This window comes from Symbiopectobacterium sp. Eva_TO (assembly GCF_053848865.1).
The window spans coordinates 2,245,428-2,268,551 of the sequence record NZ_JBSPEY010000004.1; the positions used below are offsets into that span (position 1 = coordinate 2,245,428).

Genomic DNA, 23,124 nt, shown 5'->3' on the forward strand with positions numbered 1-23,124 from the left:
GTGAATATGTCTGCAAATACCCGAAAAACCGCATTCACGCCCGGCAATCAGCGATAGACGCCAACACAATATCGTGTGATACGCCGCCACGGACTTCCGAGCGTCCAATTGCGGTAGGTAAAACCAGGCGCAGCTCGCCCGACTGTACCTTTTTATCACGCATCATATGGGGAAGATAAGATTCTGGCGACATCGCATCTGGGCCCTGAATCGGCAATCCTGCAAGCTCGAGCAATGCGCGAATACGATCGATGTCCGACACGCTGAACTGGCCTAGCCTTCTCGCCGCGTGCGCGGCCATCATCATGCCCGCCGCCACCGCTTCACCGTGTAACCAGTTGCCATACCCCATTTCAGCTTCGATTGCATGACCATAAGTATGACCCAGGTTAAGCAGCGCACGCACCCCGCTTTCGCGTTCATCCGCAGCCACCACCTCGGCTTTAAGTTCACAGCAACGGCGAATGCAGTAAGAGAGCGCCGCAGGCTCCAGCGCACGTACAGCGTCAAGATTATTCTCCAACCAAACGAAGAACTCGCCATCAAGAATAATCCCATATTTAATCACCTCGGCCAGGCCGGAAGAAAACTCCCGGGCCGGTAAGGTGCGAAGACAATCCAAATCGATAACCACAGAAGCGGGCTGATAGAACGCGCCAATCATGTTTTTACCGAGCGGATGATTGACCGCCGTCTTCCCGCCGACAGAGGAGTCAACCTGTGATAGCAGCGTTGTAGGTACCTGAATAAAGCGCACGCCACGTTTATAGCTGGCGGCAGCAAAGCCCGCCAGATCGCCAATCACACCTCCACCCAGAGCAACGATCGTTGTGTCCCGACCATGGGGTTTTTGCAGCAATGCGGTAAAGACGTCGTTCAATACCGTTAGCGATTTATACTGCTCGCCGTCTGGCAATATGACGTGGTCGACTTTCACGCCAGCCTGTTCCAGCACACGGCTCACTGCCTCAAGATAGAGCGGAGCCAGCGTCTGGTTGGTCACCAACATCACCTGTTCGCCCGCGGTCAGCGGCATAAAAGAAGCCGGGTCAGCAAACAACCCAGCGGCTATCGTAATGGGATAGCTGCGTTCCCCTAATGTTACGGTAATTCTTTCCATGCGCGTGGTTCACCCGCTTGGCCCCGGAGCTCAGGGCGATGTTGTTACTCAGTTGCCATCCAACATACTGATAATCTGGTTGGCAACCACCTTGGCGCTCTGCTCATCCGTGCGAATGGTGACATCAGCAATTTCTTCATACAGCGGGTTACGCTCTCTTGCTAACGCCTCCAACACTTCGCGCGGCGGATCCTCTACCTGAAGCAAAGGACGCTTTTTGTCACGCTGCGTGCGCGCCAACTGTTTTTCAATGGTGGTTTCCAAATAGACCACAACGCCGCGCGCAGACAGGCGATTGCGCGTCTCGCGTGATTTTACTGAGCCACCTCCGGTAGCCAGTACGATACCCTGTTTTTCGGTCAATTCGTTGATGACTTTTTCTTCGCGTTCGCGAAAACCTTCTTCGCCTTCGAGATCAAAAACCCAGCCAACATCAGCCCCGGTGCGTCGCTCAATTTCTTGATCGGAGTCGAAAAACTCCATATTGAGTTGCTGAGCTAACTGACGGCCAATAGTGCTTTTGCCGGCACCCATAGGCCCAACCAGAAAGATATTGCGTTTCTCTGCCATGTTTTTTGGTGTTACTAAGACTATTCGTTAATGATAACCCGCCCCGCCAATCAACCCAGCGGCGGGACCTAAACTGAAACCTCATGAGCGATAGTTCGAGAATCAGACAGAAAATTATCTCAATACTCAGGGGCATTTGGCAACCGAATAAAATGTCTCGCCCCGCGCCAAACAGCAAAAAGAGTATTAATTAGGCATCTTTCGGTAAGATAATTCCGCTTCGACAGACCGCAGCGCTCAATGGGCTAACCTTGTATGCTAAATCCAGCTCAGCGTCAAACTGGGAAAGCGGAAACGGGTAAAACGTGGATCGCCGAGCACACCGTTATACACCTATCACGACGAAGCGGCGACCAATGTCGGAGTGATAAAAATCACCAGTTCACGCCGCCTACGCTCAGTTCTTTGATGTTGAAACAGTGAACCCAGCAGCGGTACTTTTCGTTCCCCTCGATTTTTTTGTTGTTGAAAAATCCCACCCAACACAATCGTCTCACCATCAGACACCGTAACCTGGGTTTGAATTTCTTGTTTATCGATCGCGAGTGTTTCGCCATTGTCGCTCTGTTTAATCACCAACCCTGGCATGTTTTGGCTGATTTTCAGGTTAAGGATAATTTTGCCCTCACGCAGCACCGTAGGCGTTACTTCCATACCCAATACCGCTTCTTTAAACTGGATGGCGGTCGCACCGCTGGTGCCGCTGGATACCTGATAGTGAATTTCCGTACCCTGCTTGATGCTGGCCATCTGCTTATGCGCAGTAAAAAGACGCGGGCTGGCGATGATTTCAACCTGGTTCTCATGCTCAAGCGCTGACAATTCTAAATCGAGCAATCTGCCACTCAAGCGCGCCAGATTGAATCCAACGCTACCCGCGGGCGATTCCACCGGCAGGTTAACGTTAAAGTCATTCAGGCGCAGCGTTCGGCTCGCTTGCGTCGGCTCGCCCATGCCCCAACTAACCCCTAATTCCCGTAAACTGTCGCTGCTGATGGTGACAATGTGTGCGGCTAATTGTACTTGAGCAACAGGCCTATCCAGCGCGTCAATCCACGCCTGTAACGACTGCACTATCGCCGGAACATCGCGCACCAAGAGGGTATTGGTGCGCGTATCAGCACTCACGCTACCCTGTTCCGATAACAGCGTACTGCGCTGTGCCAGCACGCTGGTGGCAACCTCTTGCGCATCGGCGTATTGCAGGGTGAAAAGGCGATTTTCCAACACTGCCTGACGAGTTTCTGTCGCAAGTGAAGACACCAGCAACACATTACCCCTGCGCTCAATTGACAGCGCGCCCTGAAGCGCAACAATGTCTAACGCCTGCTGCCAGGGAACGTGGTTTAAACGCAGGTGTAGTGGCACACTGATACTGGCCACCTGATCGGAGGTGATATGCTCACCTCATCAACACGACAGGTGACCTCATGGGTAAACATTTTACGGCGGAATTTAAGCTCGAAGCCGCAAAGCTGGTTGTCGACCACGGCTACACATACGTTAAGGCCGCAGAGGCGGTTAATGTCAGCCATTCTGCCATTAGTCGCTGGGTCAATAAGCTTCGCCTTGAACGACAGGGAAAAACGCCAACGGGACTTCCTCTTACCCCTGAACAGCTCGAGCTGCGTGAGATGAAGAAAAAAGTCCAATGCCTTGAAATGGAGAACGAAATCCTAAAAAAGGCTACGGCGCTCTTAATGTCGGACTCACTCAACGGTTCACGGTAGTCGACAGGCTGAGGGCGCGATACCCGGTCACGGCGTTGTGCCAAACTTTTGAGGTACATCGCAGCAGCTACAGGCACTGGCAGGCTTCCGCTAATGAACCCGACGGTGAGCGCGTGGTTAAGTGTAGCCGCGTCATGGAAGCCTGGAACGCCAGCGGCGGCTCTGCCGGCGCTCGAAGTATCGCGACCATCGTCACCGGCAGCTCCGGTGTCAAAATGGGGCGCTGGCTGGCTGGCAAGCTGATGAAGGAGCTGGGTATCGCCAGCTGCCAGCGACCGGCTCACAAATACAAACGCGGCGGCAATGAACACGTTGAAATACCGAACTATCTCAACCGCCAGTTCGCGGTTACCGCGCCGGATCAGGTCTGGTGCGGCGATGTGACCTACATCTGGACGGGCAAATGCTGGGCTTACCTTGCGGTGGTGCTAGACCTGTTCGCCCGCAAACCGGTGGGCTGGGCCATGTCGACGTCGCCGGACTCGGCGCTGACAGTTAAAGCGTTGCAGATGGCCTGGGAACTCCGGGGACAACCAACAGGAGTCATGTTCCACAGCGACCAGGGCAGCCACTGTACCAGCCGTCAATACCGGCAAGCCCTGTGGCGCTGCCGGATAAAGCAGAGTATGAGTCGGCGGGGTAACTGCTGGGATAATGCGCCAATGGAGCGGTTCTTCCGCAGCCTGAAGACAGAATGGGTGCCGACAAAGGGTTACAACAGCTTCAGCGAAGCCCAGGACGCGATTATCCGCTACATCACGGGGTATTACAGCGCTATCCGGCCTCACTGGTATAACGGCGGCTTAACTCCAAACGAATCTGAGCGACTGTTCTACATACAGTCTAATGCGGTGGCCAATATTAGTTGACCACTACATGGAGATAAAAACCTTCGCCGATTGCTTGTTCAATGTGCGCGGGTATTTATCCTAAGAATTGACCATCAATCAGGGAGATTAGCTGATTGGGTAAGGTCTCAGTTGGGCAGGAAACATTCTTGCGTTGTGTGCTGTGCATTAGCAAATAAATTAGCTCGAATAGCTTGGGCAATAACGACACGAAATACCGTGTTTGAACAGTAATGCTGGTCTAACAGTCAGCAATTTAACGAAGTTACCCATCTGGTTTTGCGAAGACTGATTATTGATGACATGAACGGCCTGACGGCCTGATATAAAACCAAAAAATGAAAATGGCTCAATGAAGCCGATGGCCTTTTTAGGAATATCAGGTGCGAAACTCATCGTGGCGCGGGCATCCTTGGCCATAAAGACGCCGGATAGATTTAAGCAAGCCCACCATTAATCAAAGATCAGTGTTGCAAAAATGGGGGTGACCATAGAAAAAATGGGGGTGACCATAGATTTCATCTTGTTTCCCTCCGTGTGCAGCGCTGCAAAACTCAGCGTATCGCGCCATGGCGCGATGACCGTGCAACAGGCAGCGTTCGCACCCAATGGCGTGCTTGTCCGGTTACATCCACCACCGACTTTTCCACCTGAACACCGTACTCGTCGATGGCGCTAATGGTCCACCCCGTGGATGCCAGCGCATCGCCCACGTTCACCATGAGCCAAGTCTCCCCTGGCATAGAAAGCCAGCCAAACCACCCTGCGCTATCCTCAATCATACCTTCCAGCCGCCATCGCACAATTTCATCCCCATCGACTGTGTGCCTGGCGACTGGCTGAAAGGGATCACGCCCTGTGCGTGCAAGATCGCTGAGTGCTACCGGTGAGTACAGCGCCAGCACCAGTATCCAGCCATAAGTCACTTTCACCGTTGCGCCTCCTCACCAGAGCCAGGAACAGCAATCTGCATTTCCAGATGCAACACGTCGTGTTGCACATCAATGGAGAGCGAGTGTATATGCAGCGGTTGCGTAGATGCAGTGATGTGCTGAATGAGCATCAACGCACCAAAAAAGTCAGTACTTACTATCATTTTCCACGGCTGTAGATGTGGGGTATTCGGAGGTTGTAATGTTATTAATGCTGCATTCGATGCAGAGAGCGGCAGCAGCAGGCGCTCTGTCAGCGCCACCGTCGCGTGATGAACTGGTTTATCCGGCAAGGTATCCCACTGTTGTTGCAACGTCGCCAATGCAGGGAAATTATCCAAACGCAGCACCAGCGCAGCGTTCGCCTCACTAGAGTGCGCAAGATGTTGTCGCAAGCGCTCCACGGCAACACGTTCCGGTTGCAGCGCCGTGTAATATCCCAACGCAGCTAGCATTCCCATCACCAGACCTTGCACCAACCACTGCGTCCATTGTGAGGTTGCCATAAACCTCAGCCACAGAGAGCGCACACTACTCATCATGGGGCTCGTCCTGCCAAGAAAGGCGCTCAACGCGCCAATCCGCCTGAAGGTGGAACGTCAATACCGGCACGTCACCCTTGGGTGACGCCATTATTTCCTGCCGTGTTTGCATCAGACGTGCTGACGTCAGCGCTGTTTCGGTTGCGAGTCGGGAGCTGAAGTGCACGATATCGGCATACTCATGGCTTCTGCCCGTCAGATAGACCTTGCCATCCTGCACGGTGATGGCGGTAAGCCACAGCCCATCAGGCACCCACTACGCCAGTTGCGTTAACAGCTGTTCATAACCCCGGTTAAGCACTCGGGTGTTGTTTTCTGCTTGCTGCTGCGCGTGCCACTGTTGCAGGGCGACCATCAACCGTTCTACCTCACGCAGTTGTGCGCTGTCGGCGAGGTGCTTTTGTTGCAACGTGTGCAGCGTTTCCTCCATCGCGCCACGTTGTTGGTCAAGCCCCCCACGGCACACCGCCAGCGCGATCAACAAGCTCCCCAGGAAAAACAGCAGCCACAGCCACCAACGGCGAGTATCTCGTACCCATCGGCGTTGACGCCATGGCAGCAGATTGACGCGAAAAGGTGTGCATTAATCGTCCGCCCGCAGGGCCAAACCACCCGCCACCACAAACTGGGACGGGTTAAGCGGCAGCGGCGGATAGGCTTTATGCAAAATGTCAAACGGCGACCACGATGCCATCGGGTGCACAGAGAACGAAATGTCCTCGCCGCATTCACCACTGTAATACGTCATTTCACCGCGCTTACCAGGGTAGTGATTGCTCACACAGGTGACGATATCGCCACACTGTGTCACCACGTCTTGCGAGATAACACCAAACGACAGCGGCTGAGATAACGGCGAAACCCACAGCCAGTGATCGGTATCAAGGCGGTGCAACAGCAGGGAATCAGAAGCCACCCCCGCCAATTGGGCATGGTGCGCAACGCGCAGGGCACAATATCCAACACATCCGGCGTTAGCCCGGCACGATGCAGGCAATCTTGCCACTGCGCCACCTCTTCACGTTTGGCCGCGGTGATCAGTAATGCCCCCGGTGACTGGGACTCACTGCGATAGTCGAGCACCAACGATTCTCGACCAATGGGAAACTGACGCGCCGCCTGATGGTCAATATACCAGCCACGCTCTGGCTCCCGCAGACGGCTGTCAGGGGCCGCCATAAGCTGCTGCAACACACGCTGGGCCGGAAAGCCAACGCGCAACGATATTCGGCGCGGTAGCACCCGCCGCCATTGCGTCAGGACATCGCACAACGCGTCGGAATGCTGTAAACTCCCCTCCCTTAATGTGTCCGCAGGCAGTGGGATTTGCCACCACTGACGCAGTTGCCAGCCATAGCGGCGGCGCTGTACGGCCAGGGCACGCAGACATCCGTTTTGTATATCTAATCCGACCTGCCAATGGTGATAAGCCATGTTCAATGCGACCTCTCCCTCGTCGTTGAGAAGGGCACGCGTTGCTGAAAACGTGTGCTGAATAAAAGAACGTATCCACAGTGCAGGCTTACCTTTATACTAGCGGGCAATTGTTTAGAAACTGTCCACACGCTACTGAATGGAAAATTCCCGGTGAAGTTCGTAAAGTATTTATTCATACTTGTAGTGACTTGCATTCTGCTTGGAGCCGCGTCGATATATGGGCTATATCGTTATATCGAGCCTCAGTTGCCCGATGTAGCAACGTTGAAAGATGTCCGGTTACAAACGCCTATGCAGGTGTTCAGCGCCGACGGTGAGCTAATTGCCCAGTTCGGTGAGAAGCGCCGCATTCCGCTGAAGTTGGGTCAGATTCCGCCTGAAATGGTCCACGCGTTTATCGCTACCGAAGACAGCCGCTTCTACGAGCATCACGGTGTCGATCCGGTAGGGATTGTGCGCGCCGCCACTATTGCGTTGACCTCCGGGCACGCATCGCAAGGGGCGAGTACAATCACGCAGCAGTTGGCGCGCAACTTCTTTTTGAGCCCTGAACGCACGCTGATCCGTAAGATCAAAGAAGTGTTTCTGGCGATCCGCATTGAACAGTTGCTGACCAAAGACGAGATCCTGGAGCTTTATCTCAACAAGATTTATCTCGGATATCGCGCCTACGGGGTAGGTGCTGCTGCGCACGTCTACTTTGGCCGCTCAGTTGACCAACTGACGCTGAGCCAAATGGCCACCATCTCCGGTTTACCTAAAGCACCGTCCACCTTTAACCCGCTCTACTCCTACGATCGCGCCGTGGCGCGCCGCAATGTGGTGCTGGCCCGTATGCGCGATGAAAATTACATCACGCAGGCCCAGTACGATCAGGCGCGTAATGAGAAGCTGGTGGCCGACTACCACGCACCGGAGATTGCCTTCTCCGCATCATATCTGGCCGAAATGGTGCGTCAGGAGATGGTGAAACGCTACGGTGAAGACGCCTATAACAATGGCTACAAGGTCTACACCACCATCACCAAGAAACGTCAGCTCGCCGCAGAAGAGGCGCTGCGCAATAACGTCATGGCCTATGATATGCGCCATGGCTATCGCGGCCCGGAAAAAGTGCTGTGGAAAGTGGGTGAAAGCGCCTGGGATCAAACCCGCATTATCAATGAACTGAAAAACACGCCTAACTACGGTCCGCTAAATCCCGCGGTTATTACCCAAAGCGATGCCGACAAAGCCACCGCGCTGATGGCCGATGGCAGCAGCGTTGTGCTGCCACTGGCCGGTATGAAATGGGCGCGTCCGTTTAAATCTGACGTACTGCAAGGGGCGATGCCACGCCACGTCACTGATGTGGTGCAAACCGGCCAGCAAGTGTGGGTGCGTAAAGTGGGCAACTACTGGTGGCTGGGACAAGCGCCGGACGTCAACTCCGCGCTGGTGTCCATGAACCCGGCCAACGGTGCCATTGAAGCGCTGGTGGGCGGCTTTGATTTCAATCAGAGCAAGTTCAACCGCGCCACGCAGGCGCTGCGTCAGATCGGTTCCAATATCAAACCGTTCCTCTACACCGCCGCCATGGATAAGGTGCTGACGCTGGCTACCATCCTTAACGACGTACCGATCACCCGTTGGGATGCGGGCGCTGGCTCAGACTGGAGTCCGAAGAACTCTCCGGCAACCTACGACGGTCCGATTCGCTTACGTCAAGGGCTGGGTCAGTCTAAAAACGTGGTGATGGTGCGCGCGATGCGCGACATGGGCGTTGATTATGCGGCTGATTACCTACAGCGTTTCGGTTTCCCGCAGCAAAACATTGTGCGTACCGAATCGCTGGCGCTGGGTGCTGCCTCCTTCACGCCGCTCCAGGTAGTCAGAGGCTATGCCGTGATGGCTAACGGGGGTTACCTGGTTGACCCTTACTTCATTTCCCGTATCGAGAATGACGCTGGTAACACGCTTTTCAACGCAACGCCGAAAACCGTGTGCGACACCTGCAATCTGCCGCTGGTTTATGGTGAAACACCGCGCTCAGCCGTACTCTCAACGGACAGCATGGAGAACGTCGCCACTTCGCAAGAGCAGCAGGGCACTGTGCCTCAACCACAGATTGATGCCGTCACGCCAACCGAAGCGCAGGTAAGTACGTTGCCGTATGCACCGCATGTCATCAGTACGCCGTTGTCGTTTCTGATGAAGAGTGCGCTCAACAGTAACGTCTTTGGCGAACCCGGCTGGATGGGAACGGGCTGGCGTGCTGGTAAAGATTTGCAGCGCCATGACATCGGCGGCAAAACCGGCACCACCAACAGTTCCAAAGATGCCTGGTTCTCCGGCTACGGACCCAACCTTGTCACCTCGGTGTGGATTGGCTTTGATGATCATCGCCGCGATCTGGGCCGCAGCACGGTTTCTGGTGCAATTAAAGATCAGATATCGGGTTATGAGGGCGGCGCAAAAAGCGCCCAACCCGCGTGGGATGACTATATGAAAGTCGCCTTGCAAGGCGTGGCAGAGCAGCCGCTGACGCCGCCGCCGGGCGTCGTTACCGTCACCATCGATCGCTACACCGGTAAACTCTCCAGCGGCGGTAGCAACAGCCGTGCGGAATATTTTATCGATGGCACACAGCCTACGGAGTTTGAAGTCCACGAGGCAGGCACCACCTTGATGGAAAACGGTCAGAGCGAAGAGCTGTTTTAACGCTTCGCCACGGACGAGCACCTTCCCGTCATTCCCGCGCAGGCGGGAATCGCTTACAAACCAAACGGATTATTTCTGCAAGCGTTCCCCGACCTAGGCCGGGGACGATGAAAGTGTCTGTCCTGCCAACCACTCGCGCGTTAAAAACAGCGCACTGACGTTACGCGCTTCGCGAAAATCCGGTTCCTGCAACAGGCCCAACAGATTATCCAACGGCCAGCGCACTGGAATCAGCGGCTCAGGCTCATCCCCTTCTCGCGTCTGCGGATAAAGGTCACGCGCAACCACGATATTCATGCGGTTGGAGAAATAGGAAGGCGCCAACGTCAGCGTCGCCAACAGCGACATCTGGTGTGCGCCGAATCCCGCTTCTTCCATCAATTCACGATTCGCCGCTTCAAAAACGGTTTCCCCCGGATCGATGAGTCCTTTGGGGAACCCCAATTCATACTGCTCGATACCGACGGCGTATTCGCGCACCAGCACCAGTTGATTGTCGATAATCGGCACAATCATCACCGCTTCTCGCCCCGAAGGGCGCATCCGTTCATACACGCGGCGCACGCCGTTGCTGAACTCAAGATCAACCGATTCCACGTTAAACAGGCGCGAGCGAGCCACCGTATCCACGTTCAGAATTTTCGGTTTTTTCAGATTGTTATCCATAAATATATTCGCCCTACGAGGCATTCCTGCGACAACAAAAAAAACTGATGTCCGTCAAAAAAAGGTGAGGAACCGGCACTGTAGTGGTCAACTAATATTGGCCACCGCATTAGACTGTATGTAGAACAGTCGCTCAGATTCGTTTGGAGTTAAGCCGCCGTTATACCAGTGAGGCCGGATAGCGCTGTAATACCCCGTGATGTAGCGGATAATCGCGTCCTGGGCTTCGCTGAAGCTGTTGTAACCCTTTGTCGGCACCCATTCTGTCTTCAGGCTGCGGAAGAACCGCTCCATTGGCGCATTATCCCAGCAGTTACCCCGCCGACTCATACTCTGCTTTATCCGGCAGCGCCACAGGGCTTGCCGGTATTGACGGCTGGTATAGTGGCTGCCCTGGTCGCTGTGGAACATGACTCCTGTTGGTTGTCCCCGGAGTTCCCAGGCCATCTGCAACGCTTTAACTGTCAGCGCCGAGTCCGGCGACGTCGACATGGCCCAGCCCACCGGTTTGCGGGCGAACAGATCTAGCACCACCGCAAGGTAAGCCCAGCATTTGCCCGTCCAGATGTAGGTCACATCGCGGCACCAGACCTGATCCGGCGCGGTAACCGCGAACTGGCGGTTGAGATAGTTCGGTATTTCAACGTGTTCATTGCCGCCGCGTTTGTATTTGTGAGCCGGTCGCTGGCAGCTGGCGATACCCAGCTCCTTCATCAGCTTGCCAGCCAGCCAGCGCCCCATTTTGACACCGGAGCTGCCGGTGACGATGGTCGCGATACTTCGAGCGCCGGCAGAGCCGCCGCTGGCGTTCCAGGCTTCCATGACGCGGCTACACTTAACCACGCGCTCACCGTCGGGTTCATTAGCGGAAGCCTGCCAGTGCCTGTAGCTGCTGCGATGTACCTCAAAAGTTTGGCACAACGCCGTGACCGGGTATCGCGCCCTCAGCCTGTCGACTACCGTGAACCGTTGAGTGAGTCCGACATTAAGAGCGCCGTAGCCTTTTTTAGGATTTCGTTCTCCATTTCAAGGCATTGGACTTTTTTCTTCATCTCACGCAGCTCGAGCTGTTCAGGGGTAAGAGGAAGTCCCGTTGGCGTTTTTCCCTGTCGTTCAAGGCGAAGCTTATTGACCCAGCGACTAATGGCAGAATGGCTGACATTAACCGCCTCTGCGGCCTTAACGTATGTGTAGCCGTGGTCGACAACCAGCTTTGCGGCTTCGAGCTTAAATTCCGCCGTAAAATGTTTACCCATGAGGTCACCTGTCGTGTTGATGAGGTGAGCATATCACCTCCGCTCAGGTGGCCAGTATCAGTGTGCCACTACACCCCGAAAAAAATAAAAGTCAACACATCGCAATAAATTCAGATTTTCCCCATGTTTTCTTCTGATTTTCTCTTGGTAAGATCGAAGAAATATAGGAAAAATTTATTGCGTTAATGAGTGATTCAAGCTGATTAACAATGACATACGGATTATCACTCTCGGGATAAGTTTGCTAGTATCCGAATTATCAGCGTTGGAATGAGGATGGCATGAGCACAATAGTTATTCTTTTATCCCTATTGTTTGCCTGTCTTATCGTCATCGGAAGTTACACTGGATACCGTATGCGTCGCCATTTACCCTTTACAAAACCGTCCTTCGCCGTCATGCACGCGCGAGAACGCACATTAACGCACGATGAGCGTGCCGCAATCGAGCGCTATTTGACACTCGCCAATCTGCAACTGTCAGCATCCAGCACGTTGCCTGTGTTACAGCGTACTCGCCAAGATCCGCGCGTCTATGTGCTCACTCACAGCATTACGCGTTATGGCCTCACTACCAACACGGCGAACAAATGGCGTTATTTTATTGATACGCAAGAGATACACCTGCCTGCTGACTGGGAACAATACATCACCGAGAACAACCATATTGAGCTGATTAACACCCGCTCAATTCCGCTGGTCGTTGCGCTCAACGGACATTCCTTGAGTGAATGCGTTGAGCACAGCGATCAGAGCATTTTACCGCCGCCGGTAATACCTGAACGTAATGCCTCGATTCGAGAAGAGGGGAATGAACGCGCCGAGCTGGTTGCCGTTCGCAAGGAAACACAAGAAGAATACGCAGTGCATCACGCCTCGGGCATTCGGGAATCGCTTTTGATTTCATTGGCTTTTCTGCTGTTTTTTATCAGCCTGATGACGCCGTTGGCGGTGATGCCCTGGCTTGCCGCTGCCGCCGTGCTGCTGGCGGCCTGGAGCTGCTGGCAGCTGTTTCGCGCCCCCTCCGAGCGTGAACTGCAAGAGGTACATTGCCTGAATGGCACGCCACAGTGCCTCGGCCTGTTTGGCGAATCGAACCAGGAGCAGATTGGCAATATTTCGCTGGGCAATATCGATCTTATCTATCCACCCCATTGGCAGCCTTATATCGCCTACGATCTGGCGCAGAAAACCCAAGTCGACATCTATCTGAATCGTCAGGTCGTTCGCCAAGGCGAATTTCTCTCGCTCCACGAGGAAGTCAGCCGTTTCCCCCTTCAGCGCTTTGGAAAAAACCTGATTCTCTCTGCGGGTGCGCTACTGCCCCTGATCTTGCTGCTCAGCTTCTTGCCGTTGAAATTACCGCTCAACCTGAGCATGAGCTGGCTGCACGGCGCACAGAATATCAAAGTGGTACAGGTTGACGAATTGCAAAACGCCCACCTGAAAATCGGCGATAAGTTGGATATTCAAAGCACCGGCATGTGCGATGTGCCTGCGGGCAACCGCTATCCGAGTAACGTAAAGCCCTATGCTTTTACCCCGTTTGATTGCTCTGCCATCTACTGGAACAAGGCCGGGTCGTTACCGCTACCTGAGTCGGACGTGATCGAAAAAGCGTCGGCGCTACTGTCCGTGGTGAACGCACAGTTGCATCCCGTGGCCAACGGTGAAGGTAAAGTCAGTACGCAGCTCGCGTCCGCCATTCAGAAATCAGGTATGGTACTGCTCAACAATTTCTCTGATATCGTGTTGAAAACTCAGGAGCTGTGTACGCGTGAAGAGGATTGCACGCGGCTGAAAAATGCGCTGGTCAATCTGGGCAATGTGAAAACCTGGGATGCTTTGGTCAGACGCGCAAAATCAGGATCGCTTAAGGGGATGAACGTTCTGCTGCGCTCCGTTAATGCTGAATCGCTGGAATCGTTGGTGGTCAGCGCCACGGAGTCCTTTTTCTACCAAGAGATTAACGCGGCCACCGACTCGCTGAACAGCCCGCCACCCAGCGGCTTTCTTATCCGCAGCGACGAAGGCCGCCAACTCGTAAACTACCCGCTGCCGCCCAAACCGTTTAATGAATATCATGCAACAGAGCAATGGCAAGAGTTGCAACGGCTTTCCGCCATGCTGCTGCACACGCCCTTTAGCGCCAAAGGGGTTATCACACAACTCTCCACCGATGCCAACGGAACGCAGCACATCAATTTACGCAGCGATCCTGACGCAATCACGCCGTGGCGCTATTTCGGCACTGGGTTATTGATGCTGGTGCTCTCGGTAGTACTGGTTGCCAATCTGGCGCTGATGCTGGTAAAAATGCGCAAAAGTCAGCAGCGCGAACGCGATATCAAACAGTACTACGATGCGTGCTTTTCAACCCGACTCGCCACACCTATCTTGATGGAAGGCCGCGCCTACCGGATGAATGATTAGGCGCGTCTAAACACGAACTGTTGCTGACGACCGCAGAGAGCATGCTACCGACGCCGTGCGACGCGGTGTTTTTCTGCACGATGCCCCCACCGCCGCTACTGGAGTAGAGATGCAGCAAGAGCTCAATTGGAATGATATCGATACCGTTATCCTGGACATGGATGGCACCCTGCTGGACCTGGCCTTTGACAGCTACTTCTGGCTGCAACTGGTGCCGCAGCGATTGAGCGTGGAAAGGGATATCTCCCTGAGGGATGCCAAAGCGGTGATTGAACGGGAGTATCACGCCGTCCAACACACATTGAACTGGTACTGCTTTGATTACTGGAGCGAACGCCTCGGTCTGTAGTGGCACACTGATACTGGCCACCTGATCGGAGGTGATATGCTCACCTCATCAACACGACAGGTGACCTCATGGGTAAACATTTTACGGCGGAATTTAAGCTCGAAGCCGCAAAGCTGGTTGTCGACCACGGCTACACATACGTTAGGCCGCAGAGGCGGTTAATGTCAGCCATTCTGCCATTAGTCGCTGGGTCAATAAGCTTCGCCTTGAACGACAGGGAAAAACGCCAACGGGACTTCCTCTTACCCCTGAACAGCTCGAGCTGCGTGAGATGAAGAAAAAAGTCCAATGCCTTGAAATGGAGAACGAAATCCTAAAAAAGGCTACGGCGCTCTTAATGTCGGACTCACTCAACGGTTCACGGTAGTCGACAGGCTGAGGGCGCGATACCCGGTCACGGCGTTGTGCCAAACTTTTGAGGTACATCGCAGCAGCTACAGGCACTGGCAGGCTTCCGCTAATGAACCCGACGGTGAGCGCGTGGTTAAGTGTAGCCGCGTCATGGAAGCCTGGAACGCCAGCGGCGGCTCTGCCGGCGCTCGAAGTATCGCGACCATCGTCACCGGCAGCTCCGGTGTCAAAATGGGGCGCTGGCTGGCTGGCAAGCTGATGAAGGAGCTGGGTATCGCCAGCTGCCAGCGACCGGCTCACAAATACAAACGCGGCGGCAATGAACACGTTGAAATACCGAACTATCTCAACCGCCAGTTCGCGGTTACCGCGCCGGATCAGGTCTGGTGCGGCGATGTGACCTACATCTGGACGGGCAAATGCTGGGCTTACCTTGCGGTGGTGCTAGATCTGTTCGCCCGCAAACCGGTGGGCTGGGCCATGTCGACGTCGCCGGACTCGGCGCTGACAGTTAAAGCGTTGCAGATGGCCTGGGAACTCCGGGGACAACCAACAGGAGTCATGTTCCACAGCGACCAGGGCAGCCACTATACCAGCCGTCAATACCGGCAAGCCCTGTGGCGCTGCCGGATAAAGCAGAGTATGAGTCGGCGGGGTAACTGCTGGGATAATGCGCCAATGGAGCGGTTCTTCCGCAGCCTGAAGACAGAATGGGTGCCGACAAAGGGTTACAACAGCTTCAGCGAAGCCCAAGACGCGATTATCCGCTACATCACGGGGTATTACAGCGCTATCCGGCCTCACTGGTATAACGGCGGCTTAACTCCAAACGAATCTGAGCGACTGTTCTACATACAGTCTAATGCGGTGGCCAATATTAGTTGACCACTACACACCTTGATTTATTACTTTCCACCCATACGTATGGGTATCCGAAGGAGCATCAGCAACTGTGGCAACAGGTGCACGCGCAGGTAGGATTTGATCCTGAACGCACGCTGTTTATCGATGACAGCGAACCGATTCTGGATGCTGCCAAAGCGTTTGGCCTGCGCTACTGCCTGGGAGTCACCAATCCTGACTCAGGCCAACAGGAGAAATCCTTTGCTCGCCATCCAGCTATGAATGATTATCTGGCGTTCCTGCCCGCTTTACGCCACCTCGTTATACACAAGTCCGCAACGCCTTATATGCCAAGGGTTAGCGGGCTGAAATAGGCAGCCAGTGGGGTTGTAAATGAAGTGAAACCGACGTGTACTATCGCCATTTACGGCGCTGAAAAATGACACGGGATTCAGATGGCTGGGCACACCAAGAACTGGAAGGGGTAAATCTTGGTGACACGAGGCTCAATAAGCGTGCCAAAGGGCTTTTGATACGGCTGGCTGAGAATCCGCAAGCCAGCATTCCGCATGCGTGCCTCGGATGGTCTGAGACGCTGGGTGCTTACCGCTTCATGGAGAACCAAGCATTCGAATGGCGAGACATTCTGCAACCTCACTGGCAGCGTACGCAGGAAAGGATCCGAGAACACGAGGTTGTGCTGTGTATCCAAGACACTACCGAGCTTGACTTCAACGGGCAGCAAATCCAAGGCTTGGGTCCCTTGAACTACGAAGCCAGGCGTGGTCTGTATCTGCATCCGACCTACGCGGTCAGTCCGGATCGCGTGGGGTTGGGCGTACTGGATGCGTGGATGTGGGCAAGAGAGCCGAAGGATGCAGACGGAAAACGCGATGGGATCAAGGAGAGTACGCGCTGGCTCGAGGGATACGAGCGAGTTGCTGAACTCGCCTCGGAGTTGCCAAACACACGTCTGGTGTACTTAGCCGATCGCGAAGCGGATATCAAGGCGTTGATGCAGCTCGCTGATGACCTTGGCACTCCGGCTGACTGGTTGATCCGCTCGACTCATAATCGCAGTCTGGACTGTAATGAGAAGCTTTGGCAGAAGGTTGGAAAGACCGTGCCGGTGGGAGAAATCCAATTCGTTATGGCGGCTCGCGCGGGGCAGAAGGCGCGTACGGTGAAACAGGCGCTGCGCGTGAAGCGAGTGTCGCTGCGTTGCGGGTTGGCAGTGACTTGTGTGATAGCCAAGGAAATTGAGCCGCCAGCAGGCGTGAAGCCGGTCGAGTGGCGGTTGCTGAGCAATCGCGTACCTGAAGGACGAGAAGATATCGTGGAGCTGATCGACTGGTATCGGGCTAGATGGGAAATCGAGATGTTCTTCAATGTGCTGAAGAACGGCTGCTGTGTCGAAGCGTTACAGTTATCGACCGTGGATCGCATTGAGCGGGCATTGGCGCTGTTCATGATCGTGGCATGGCGCATCGCCTATTTAATGCGTATGGGACGAACCTGTCCAGAGCTAGACGCAATGTTGTTCTTTGATTCCGACGAGACTCATGGAGCTTACCTACTGATGAACAAGCGTATGCCCAAGGGCCGCCCTAAGCTAAACGAAGTATTGCGCTTAGTTGCGCAACTCGGAGGCTTTCTTGCTCGAAAAGGCGACGGTGAACCAGGCGCAAAAACTATCTGGAAAGGCTTGCAGAAAGTCATGACGGCCGCCGAAACGCTACGCGCGCTCAGGCACGAACAGAGATGTGTATAACGAGGTGGCTTTACGCATGGCGCAACGCGCGTCCGGATAATGCGTTTTATGCTCCAGACGTATATGAGCAAGAGGTTGATATGAAAGAGAAGACCGAGTCAGATGACAGTATTCGCCTGGACAAATGGCTCTGGGCTGCTCGATTTTACAAAACCCGTGCTGTCGCGCGCGAAGCCATCGACGGCGGCAAGGTGCATTACAATGGGCAGCGCACCAAGCCCAGCAAGCTGGTAGAACTGGATGCTGAAATCAAACTGCGCCAGGGCAACGACGAACGCACCGTACTGGTCTTAGCCCTGAGTTCACAACGTCGCTCGGCTCCTGAAGCGCAATTGCTGTATCGAGAGACCGAGCAAAGCGTCGAAAAACGCGAAAAGGTCGCCTTGGCTCGCAAGATGAACGCCCTGACGATGCCGCACCCGGATCGTCGTCCCGATAAAAAAGAACGGCGCGATCTGATAAAATTTAAACAAAGTGATTCAGAGTAGTTCCTGACCATTAAGAGAGAAACCATGTCCAACCATGACCAACTACACCGTTATCTGTTTGAAAATCATGCCGTTCGCGGCGAGTTGGTGACGGTCAGTAATACCTACCAACAGATTCTGGAAAACCACGACTACCCGGCACCGGTGCGACTGATTCTGGGTGATATGCTTGCCGCCACCAGCCTGTTGACTGCGACGTTGAAGTTCAATGGCGATATCACCGTACAGCTTCAAGGCGACGGCCCGCTGAAACTCGCCGTCATCAACGGCAATAATCAGCAGCAAATGCGCGGCGTTGCCCGCTTGCAAGGCGAGATTACGCCTAACGCGACGCTGCGAGACATGGTAGGCAATGGCTATCTGGTGATCACCATTACGCCCGAGGAAGGTGAACGCTATCAAGGCGTGGTGGGTCTGGAGGGCGATTCGGTTGCCAGCTGTCTGGAAAACTATTTCCTGCAATCCGAACAGTTGCCTACCCGGTTGTTTATTCGCAGCGGGGAGCATGAAGGCAGCCCGGTTGCCGCAGGCATGCTGCTGCAAGTGCTGCCCGCCCAGCACGTTGGCCACGACGATTTTGATCATCTGGTGCAATTGACAACAACCATCAAAAACGAAGAGCTGTTTACCCTGCCTGCGAACGAGGTGTTGTATCGCCTTTACCATCAGGAATCGGTGACGCTCTACGAGCCGCAGGCCGTATCGTTTCACTGTCACTGTTCGCTTGAACGTTGCGCAGATGCATTAATGACGCTGTCGGATGCCGATCTACATGAGATGTTGGAGCAAGAACAAGAAATCGATATGCATTGCGATTACTGTGGTACTCACTACTTGTTCAGCGCCAGCGAGATCAGTGACATTCGTCACGCCAGCGCAGACGCCACAAGGCATTGATCGTAGAGATCATTAATACCAAGCTACTGACTAAGCGGGCACTTCGGTGCCCGTTTTCATTTTTCGCCCCCACAGGAGGAGAATCGTTTCACTTAACGAAAATTAAACAAAACTATGTCTTAAATTATTTAATTTTATGATTGTTATCCCAGCTAAAATAGGCTTACTCCGTACAATGATTATCAGTATGACTATTGAGGAGTAGAGATATGCAGATCAAATGTATTGCACCACAAGCCCTCTCCGCTTATGGAATCCGCGATGTCAGCGAGATTGTCTACAATCCGAGTTATGAAGTACTTTTCCAGGAAGAGGTCGCTCCCGACCTGGAGGGATATGAACGCGGCAGAGAAACCAAGCTGGGCGCTATCGCCGTCGACACCGGGGTTTTTACCGGTCGTTCGCCCAAAGATAAATATATCGTTCGTGATGACACCTCGCGTGAACACGTGTGGTGGTCGGATCAAGGCAAAGGCAAGAACGATAACCACCCCATGACGCAAGAAGTCTGGAGCCACCTGAAACAACTGGTGACCGAGCAACTGTCCGGCAAACGTCTGTTTGTCATCGATGCCTTCTGCGGAGCCAACCCCGATACCCGTCTGAAAGTGCGTTTTATCACCGAGGTTGCCTGGCAGGCCCACTTCGTCAAAAACATGTTTATTCGCCCGCAAGAGGATGAGCTCACGCAGTTTGAGCCCGATTTCATCGTGATGAACGGGGCGAAATGTACCAATCCACAATGGCAGGAGCAGGGGCTGAACTCAGAGAATTTTGTCGCCTTCAACCTGACGGAGCGGATCCAACTGATCGGCGGCACCTGGTACGGCGGCGAAATGAAGAAAGGGATGTTCTCGATCATGAACTATCTGCTGCCGCTCAAGGGTATCGCTTCCATGCACTGTTCAGCCAACGTCGGAGAAAAAGGGGATGTGGCCATTTTCTTCGGTCTGTCCGGCACCGGAAAAACCACGCTGTCCACTGATCCGAAGCGCCAGTTGATTGGCGACGACGAACACGGCTGGGATGATGACGGCGTGTTTAACTTTGAAGGCGGCTGCTACGCCAAAACCATCAAACTGTCGAAAGAAGCAGAACCGGATATTTACGGTGCCATCAAACGCGATGCGCTGCTGGAGAATGTCACGGTACGGGAAGATGGCAGCGTGGATTTTAACGATGGCAGCAAAACGGAGAACATCCGCGTCTCCTATCCCATTAACCATATTCACAACATCGTCAAACCGGTTTCCAAAGCGGGACACGCTCGTAAGGTGATTTTCCTCACGGCCGATGCTTTCGGCGTTCTGCCGCCGGTATCGCGCCTGACGCCCGACCAGACGCAGTACCATTTCCTGTCCGGCTTCACCGCCAAACTGGCTGGCACAGAGCGCGGGATCACCGAGCCTACGCCGACGTTTTCCACCTGTTTTGGTGCGGCGTTTCTGTTGCTCCATCCCACGCGTTATGCAGAAGTTCTGGTCAAACGCATGAAAGCCGCAGGGGCACAAGCCTATCTGGTTAACACCGGCTGGAACGGTTCGGGGAAACGCATCTCGATTAAAGATACCCGCGCCATCATTGATGCCATTCTCAATGGCAGCATTGATGATGCTGAAATGCATACGTTGCCAATCTTCAATCTGGCTATTCCGCGCTCACTGCCCGGCGTCGATGTTCAGATTTTGGATCCGCGCAACACCTATGCCAGTCGGGCTAAGTGGCAAAAGAAAGCCGAAGATTTGGCACAGCGTTTTTGCACCAACTTCGACAAGTATACCGACACCCCTGCGGGTAAGGCGCCGGTGAGCGGCGGACCAGAAATTGGGGCGGAAATCACACCATAAAATGCAAAAGCGCGGGATTGCCCGCGCTTTTTTCTTCTGCGTAAACCGCCGTGTTTCACCCTTCTGACGCCTCTTTTTCAACAGCTGACGACCCTTCTTTGGTCCGATCATAGGGTAAGGGCAGATAAGCACGCACGCACAGCCCACCGCGTTCGCTGGTGCCCACGTCTAGCGCGCCGTCATGCGCATCAATGATTCGCTGCACGATTGCCAGCCCTAATCCCGTACCGCTGGTAGTACGCGCGCTGTCGCCGCGCACAAACGGTTGGAACAGATGTGCCAGCTGCGCAGGATCGATACCCGGACCATCATCCTCCACCTGGAACCAGACGCGTTGCAGTTCTCGTCCGCTGCTGACCTTGATCCAGCCGTTACCATAGCGCGTCGCATTGACTACCAGATTCAGCGCCGCACGTTTGATGGAGAGCGGACTGATACGCACCATCAGTTCACCGTCGGAGAAATCGCTGTCAATCTGGCGCTCGTAGCCGCTCTCAGCCGCCACGACCTCGCCCAGAATACTGTTCAGATCCGCCGCTTCCATCTGCATCTCCTGGCCCGTACGCAGATAGTCGATAAACTGTTCGATAATGGCATTACACTCTTCAATATCCTTGTTGATGGACTCAGCCAGATAGTCATCATCCTTGCTCATCATCTCGGTTGCCAACCGGATACGTGTTAACGGCGTGCGTAAATCGTGGCTGACGCCCGCCATCAAGAGCGTGCGATCGTCGGCCAGCAGTTTGACCCCTGACGCCATCTGGTTGAAAGCGCGCGTTACCGAACGAACCTCGGAGGCACCATACTCACGCAAAGCGGGCGGAATAATGCCTTTCCCCACTTGCAGCGCCGCATACTCCAGCGCCACCAGCGGCCGGTTCTGCAAACGAATAAACAGCCACGCCCCGCCGATGACCAGTAGCATAATCGCCAGCGTGTATCGGAATAGCGGAGAAAAGTCGCCTTGATGGATTTCCGTCAGGGGCACCCTCACCCAGATATAGGGTGAAAGCCAGGTTTTCAACCACACCACGGGGGTGTTCTTGCTGACTTCAACGCGTACATCCGTCGGGCCGCCAAGCTGCTGGGCCATTTGCTGGCTCAAAAACTTGTAGTGCTGCGCCCAACGTAGGCCGCTCTCCTCCGCCGCGGCGTTGGTATACAGGGAAATCCCCAGCTCGCGATAGATTTCACGCCGGAACGCCGGTGGCACTTCCAGCGAAGAGCCATCCTCCAGTTGCAGCCTGTCGGTCATCAGCATGCGCACTTCGTAGGCCAAAACTTTGTTGAATTGCTGCAAACTTGGCAAAATGGCAAAATTGAGCACCACCAGATAGGTGGTGACCAGGCTGACAAACAACAGAGTAACAATCAGCAACAGCGTCCGGGCAAACGAACTGCGCGGAGAAAAGCGCCATCGTCTCATGCTTTACTGCCGTCCGGCACAAAGACATATCCCAGGCCCCAGACGGTTTGGATATAGCGCGGATGCGCCGGATCTTCCTCCACCATACGGCGCAACCGCGAGATCTGCACGTCGATGGAGCGCTCCATGGCGCTGTATTCACGACCACGCGCCAGGTTCATCAGTTTATCGCGAGATAACGGCTCACGCGGGTGGCTGACCAACGCTTTCAACACCGCAAATTCGCCACTGGTCAACGGCATCGGCTCATCATCGCGAAACATTTCGCGCGTGCCAAGGTTAAGCTTGAACTTGCCAAAGGCGATCACCGCCTCTTCCTGTGACGGCGCCCCCGGTAGTTCGTTCGCCTGACGGCGCAACACGGCACGGATACGCGCCAACAGCTCGCGCGGGTTAAATGGTTTAGGAATGTAGTCATCAGCGCCAATTTCCAGGCCAACGATACGGTCAACCTCTTCCCCTTTCGCCGTCACCATAATGATGGGCATCGGATTGCTTTGACTGCGCAGGCGGCGGCAAATAGAGAGCCCATCTTCGCCCGGTAGCATCAGGTCCAACACCATCAGGTGAAAAGACTCACGCGTCAGTAAACGATCCATCTGTTCAGCATTGGCTACGCTACGTACTTGAAAACCTTGCTCCGTCAGGTAACGCTCCAGCAGTGCGCGCAGGCGCATATCATCATCTACTACCAGAATTTTATAGTTCTCTTGCATTTTCATTCTCCAAAAGCGTAATCGATGCCGTATTGTTCAAAAACCTATGAATTACTGACAGTCGTTTCTGGTATATATTGCAGGCAAAATTGTTACAAAGCATAATAAAATAGGGATTAATCAATCATTTCACAGGCGCAATCGCCTTAGGATGTAGCAACGCCTATACTGCTCACAGTGTATCAACGCCGCGCTATGCG

The 23,124-nt window shown here is 54.2% G+C and carries 21 protein-coding genes and 4 pseudogenes; 11 read left to right on the forward strand and 14 right to left on the reverse strand.

The window, feature by feature from the left end:
- Nucleotides 1–34: 34 nt before the first annotated feature.
- The 3 genes from aroB to pilQ form a co-directional block, all read right to left on the reverse strand.
- Complete coding sequence (aroB, locus tag ACWWJF_RS13815) at nucleotides 35–1,120, reverse strand: 3-dehydroquinate synthase (RefSeq protein WP_455869763.1); 1,086 nt, start codon at nucleotides 1,118–1,120, stop codon at nucleotides 35–37.
- 48 nt (nucleotides 1,121–1,168) lie between these two features.
- Nucleotides 1,169–1,690: a shikimate kinase AroK gene (aroK, locus tag ACWWJF_RS13820; RefSeq protein WP_222158785.1), complete on the reverse strand. Its 522-nt coding sequence runs from the start codon at nucleotides 1,688–1,690 to the stop codon at nucleotides 1,169–1,171.
- A 336-nt stretch (nucleotides 1,691–2,026) separates the two neighbouring features.
- Nucleotides 2,027–3,073, reverse strand: a complete 1,047-nt coding sequence (pilQ, locus tag ACWWJF_RS13825; protein WP_455869764.1) for a type IV pilus secretin PilQ — start codon at nucleotides 3,071–3,073, stop codon at nucleotides 2,027–2,029.
- A 47-nt stretch (nucleotides 3,074–3,120) separates the two neighbouring features.
- Here pilQ and ACWWJF_RS13830 point away from each other — a divergent pair.
- Together ACWWJF_RS13830 and ACWWJF_RS13835 are read left to right on the forward strand one after the other, a co-directional pair.
- A protein-coding gene (locus ACWWJF_RS13830) for an IS3 family transposase (RefSeq protein ID WP_455869765.1) occupies nucleotides 3,121–4,289 on the forward strand; the annotation gives its coding sequence in 2 pieces (ribosomal slippage) (nucleotides 3,121–3,376 and nucleotides 3,376–4,289; 1,170 coding nt in all).
- Nucleotides 4,290–4,298: 9 nt separating this feature from the next.
- Nucleotides 4,299–4,502, forward strand: a pseudogene (locus ACWWJF_RS13835) (IS110 family transposase); the annotation flags it as partial.
- Here ACWWJF_RS13835 and ACWWJF_RS13840 read toward each other — a convergent pair.
- From ACWWJF_RS13840 to pilM, 7 genes are all read right to left on the reverse strand, one after another.
- Entirely contained in the window at nucleotides 4,449–4,688 is a 240-nt protein-coding gene (locus tag ACWWJF_RS13840) for a hypothetical protein (RefSeq protein WP_455868475.1), read from the reverse strand. The pseudogene ACWWJF_RS13835 and the gene ACWWJF_RS13840 overlap by 54 nt on opposite strands.
- 134 nt (nucleotides 4,689–4,822) lie before the next feature.
- A complete protein-coding gene (locus ACWWJF_RS13845; protein ID WP_455869766.1) occupies nucleotides 4,823–5,194 on the reverse strand; it encodes a HofP DNA utilization family protein in 372 nt (123 codons plus the stop codon).
- Nucleotides 5,195–5,196: 2 nt separating this feature from the next.
- Nucleotides 5,197–5,706: a hypothetical protein gene (locus tag ACWWJF_RS13850; RefSeq protein ID WP_455869767.1), complete on the reverse strand. Its 510-nt coding sequence runs from the start codon at nucleotides 5,704–5,706 to the stop codon at nucleotides 5,197–5,199.
- 25 nt (nucleotides 5,707–5,731) lie between these two features.
- Nucleotides 5,732–5,995, reverse strand: coding sequence for a PilN domain-containing protein (locus tag ACWWJF_RS13855; RefSeq protein ID WP_455869768.1), 264 nt, complete (start codon nucleotides 5,993–5,995; stop codon nucleotides 5,732–5,734).
- Between the two features lie 3 nt (nucleotides 5,996–5,998).
- Nucleotides 5,999–6,172 carry a hypothetical protein gene (locus ACWWJF_RS13860; protein ID WP_455869769.1) on the reverse strand — a complete coding sequence of 58 codons (174 nt, stop codon included), beginning with the start codon at nucleotides 6,170–6,172 and terminating at the stop codon, nucleotides 5,999–6,001.
- A 153-nt stretch (nucleotides 6,173–6,325) separates the two neighbouring features.
- Complete coding sequence (locus ACWWJF_RS13865) at nucleotides 6,326–6,658, reverse strand: hypothetical protein (protein ID WP_455871277.1); 333 nt, start codon at nucleotides 6,656–6,658, stop codon at nucleotides 6,326–6,328.
- Complete coding sequence (pilM, locus tag ACWWJF_RS13870) at nucleotides 6,550–7,176, reverse strand: type IV pilus biogenesis protein PilM (protein ID WP_455869770.1); 627 nt, start codon at nucleotides 7,174–7,176, stop codon at nucleotides 6,550–6,552. Before pilM ends, ACWWJF_RS13865 begins: the two co-directional genes overlap by 109 nt.
- A 153-nt stretch (nucleotides 7,177–7,329) precedes the next feature.
- Between pilM and mrcA the strand changes: the two genes are divergently transcribed.
- The gene (gene mrcA / locus ACWWJF_RS13875; RefSeq protein ID WP_455869771.1) at nucleotides 7,330–9,879 is read left to right on the forward strand and encodes a peptidoglycan glycosyltransferase/peptidoglycan DD-transpeptidase MrcA; all 2,550 of its coding nucleotides are present in this window, start codon (nucleotides 7,330–7,332) and stop codon (nucleotides 9,877–9,879) included.
- Nucleotides 9,880–9,972: 93 nt separating this feature from the next.
- Here the strand turns inward: mrcA and nudE are convergent, their stop codons facing one another.
- Complete coding sequence (nudE, locus tag ACWWJF_RS13880; RefSeq protein ID WP_455869772.1) at nucleotides 9,973–10,545, reverse strand: ADP compounds hydrolase NudE; 573 nt, start codon at nucleotides 10,543–10,545, stop codon at nucleotides 9,973–9,975.
- Nucleotides 10,546–10,632: 87 nt separating this feature from the next.
- A protein-coding gene (locus tag ACWWJF_RS13885) for an IS3 family transposase (RefSeq protein WP_455869773.1) occupies nucleotides 10,633–11,801 on the reverse strand; the annotation gives its coding sequence in 2 pieces (ribosomal slippage) (nucleotides 10,633–11,546 and nucleotides 11,546–11,801; 1,170 coding nt in all).
- A gap of 281 nt (nucleotides 11,802–12,082) precedes the next feature.
- On the opposite strand from ACWWJF_RS13885, the gene ACWWJF_RS13890 reads away from it, so the two are divergent.
- The 8 genes and pseudogenes from ACWWJF_RS13890 to pckA all read left to right on the forward strand — a co-directional run bounded on the left by ACWWJF_RS13890 (nucleotide 12,083) and on the right by pckA (nucleotide 20,779).
- The gene (locus ACWWJF_RS13890) at nucleotides 12,083–14,233 is read left to right on the forward strand and encodes an IgaA/UmoB family intracellular growth attenuator (protein WP_455869774.1); all 2,151 of its coding nucleotides are present in this window, start codon (nucleotides 12,083–12,085) and stop codon (nucleotides 14,231–14,233) included.
- Between the two features lie 109 nt (nucleotides 14,234–14,342).
- Nucleotides 14,343–14,579, forward strand: a pseudogene (locus tag ACWWJF_RS13895) (GMP/IMP nucleotidase); the annotation flags it as partial.
- Nucleotides 14,580–14,650: 71 nt separating this feature from the next.
- Nucleotides 14,651–15,818: pseudogene (locus tag ACWWJF_RS13900) on the forward strand (IS3 family transposase).
- Between the two features lie 8 nt (nucleotides 15,819–15,826).
- A pseudogene (locus tag ACWWJF_RS13905) lies at nucleotides 15,827–16,150 on the forward strand (HAD-IA family hydrolase); the annotation flags it as partial.
- A gap of 65 nt (nucleotides 16,151–16,215) precedes the next feature.
- Nucleotides 16,216–17,547, forward strand: a complete 1,332-nt coding sequence (locus tag ACWWJF_RS13910) for an IS4 family transposase (protein ID WP_455868936.1) — start codon at nucleotides 16,216–16,218, stop codon at nucleotides 17,545–17,547.
- Nucleotides 17,548–17,627: 80 nt separating this feature from the next.
- Nucleotides 17,628–18,035: a ribosome-associated heat shock protein Hsp15 gene (gene hslR, locus ACWWJF_RS13915; protein WP_455869775.1), complete on the forward strand. Its 408-nt coding sequence runs from the start codon at nucleotides 17,628–17,630 to the stop codon at nucleotides 18,033–18,035.
- A 24-nt stretch (nucleotides 18,036–18,059) separates the two neighbouring features.
- Nucleotides 18,060–18,932 carry an Hsp33 family molecular chaperone HslO gene (gene hslO / locus ACWWJF_RS13920; RefSeq protein WP_455869776.1) on the forward strand — a complete coding sequence of 291 codons (873 nt, stop codon included), beginning with the start codon at nucleotides 18,060–18,062 and terminating at the stop codon, nucleotides 18,930–18,932.
- Between the two features lie 209 nt (nucleotides 18,933–19,141).
- A complete protein-coding gene (gene pckA / locus ACWWJF_RS13925) occupies nucleotides 19,142–20,779 on the forward strand; it encodes a phosphoenolpyruvate carboxykinase (ATP) (RefSeq protein ID WP_455869777.1) in 1,638 nt (545 codons plus the stop codon).
- A 55-nt stretch (nucleotides 20,780–20,834) separates the two neighbouring features.
- Here pckA and envZ read toward each other — a convergent pair whose 3' ends face one another.
- Nucleotides 20,835–22,208 (reverse strand): two-component system sensor histidine kinase EnvZ, encoded by a 1,374-nt coding sequence (gene envZ, locus ACWWJF_RS13930; RefSeq protein WP_455869778.1) that lies wholly within the window; start codon nucleotides 22,206–22,208, stop codon nucleotides 20,835–20,837.
- Nucleotides 22,205–22,930: an osmolarity response regulator transcription factor OmpR gene (gene ompR / locus ACWWJF_RS13935; RefSeq protein WP_195315787.1), complete on the reverse strand. Its 726-nt coding sequence runs from the start codon at nucleotides 22,928–22,930 to the stop codon at nucleotides 22,205–22,207. The genes envZ and ompR overlap by 4 nt, the downstream gene beginning before the upstream one ends.
- Nucleotides 22,931–23,124: the final 194 nt, after the last annotated feature.

Coding starts and splice junctions, on each gene's coding strand:
- ompR (WP_195315787.1), bottom strand. CDS start 22,930: ATGAAAATGCAAGAGAACTATAAAATTCTGGTAGTAGATGATGATATG.
- nudE (WP_455869772.1), bottom strand. CDS start 10,545: ATGGATAACAATCTGAAAAAACCGAAAATTCTGAACGTGGATACGGTG.
- pckA (WP_455869777.1), top strand. CDS start 19,142: ATGCAGATCAAATGTATTGCACCACAAGCCCTCTCCGCTTATGGAATC.
- ACWWJF_RS13860 (WP_455869769.1), bottom strand. CDS start 6,172: ATGGAGGAAACGCTGCACACGTTGCAACAAAAGCACCTCGCCGACAGC.
- envZ (WP_455869778.1), bottom strand. CDS start 22,208: ATGAGACGATGGCGCTTTTCTCCGCGCAGTTCGTTTGCCCGGACGCTG.
- hslO (WP_455869776.1), top strand. CDS start 18,060: ATGTCCAACCATGACCAACTACACCGTTATCTGTTTGAAAATCATGCC.
- pilM (WP_455869770.1), bottom strand. CDS start 7,176: ATGGCTTATCACCATTGGCAGGTCGGATTAGATATACAAAACGGATGT.
- hslR (WP_455869775.1), top strand. CDS start 17,628: ATGAAAGAGAAGACCGAGTCAGATGACAGTATTCGCCTGGACAAATGG.
- aroB (WP_455869763.1), bottom strand. CDS start 1,120: ATGGAAAGAATTACCGTAACATTAGGGGAACGCAGCTATCCCATTACG.
- ACWWJF_RS13850 (WP_455869767.1), bottom strand. CDS start 5,706: ATGGCAACCTCACAATGGACGCAGTGGTTGGTGCAAGGTCTGGTGATG.
- ACWWJF_RS13890 (WP_455869774.1), top strand. CDS start 12,083: ATGAGCACAATAGTTATTCTTTTATCCCTATTGTTTGCCTGTCTTATC.
- aroK (WP_222158785.1), bottom strand. CDS start 1,690: ATGGCAGAGAAACGCAATATCTTTCTGGTTGGGCCTATGGGTGCCGGC.
- ACWWJF_RS13910 (WP_455868936.1), top strand. CDS start 16,216: ATGACACGGGATTCAGATGGCTGGGCACACCAAGAACTGGAAGGGGTA.
- ACWWJF_RS13840 (WP_455868475.1), bottom strand. CDS start 4,688: ATGGCCAAGGATGCCCGCGCCACGATGAGTTTCGCACCTGATATTCCT.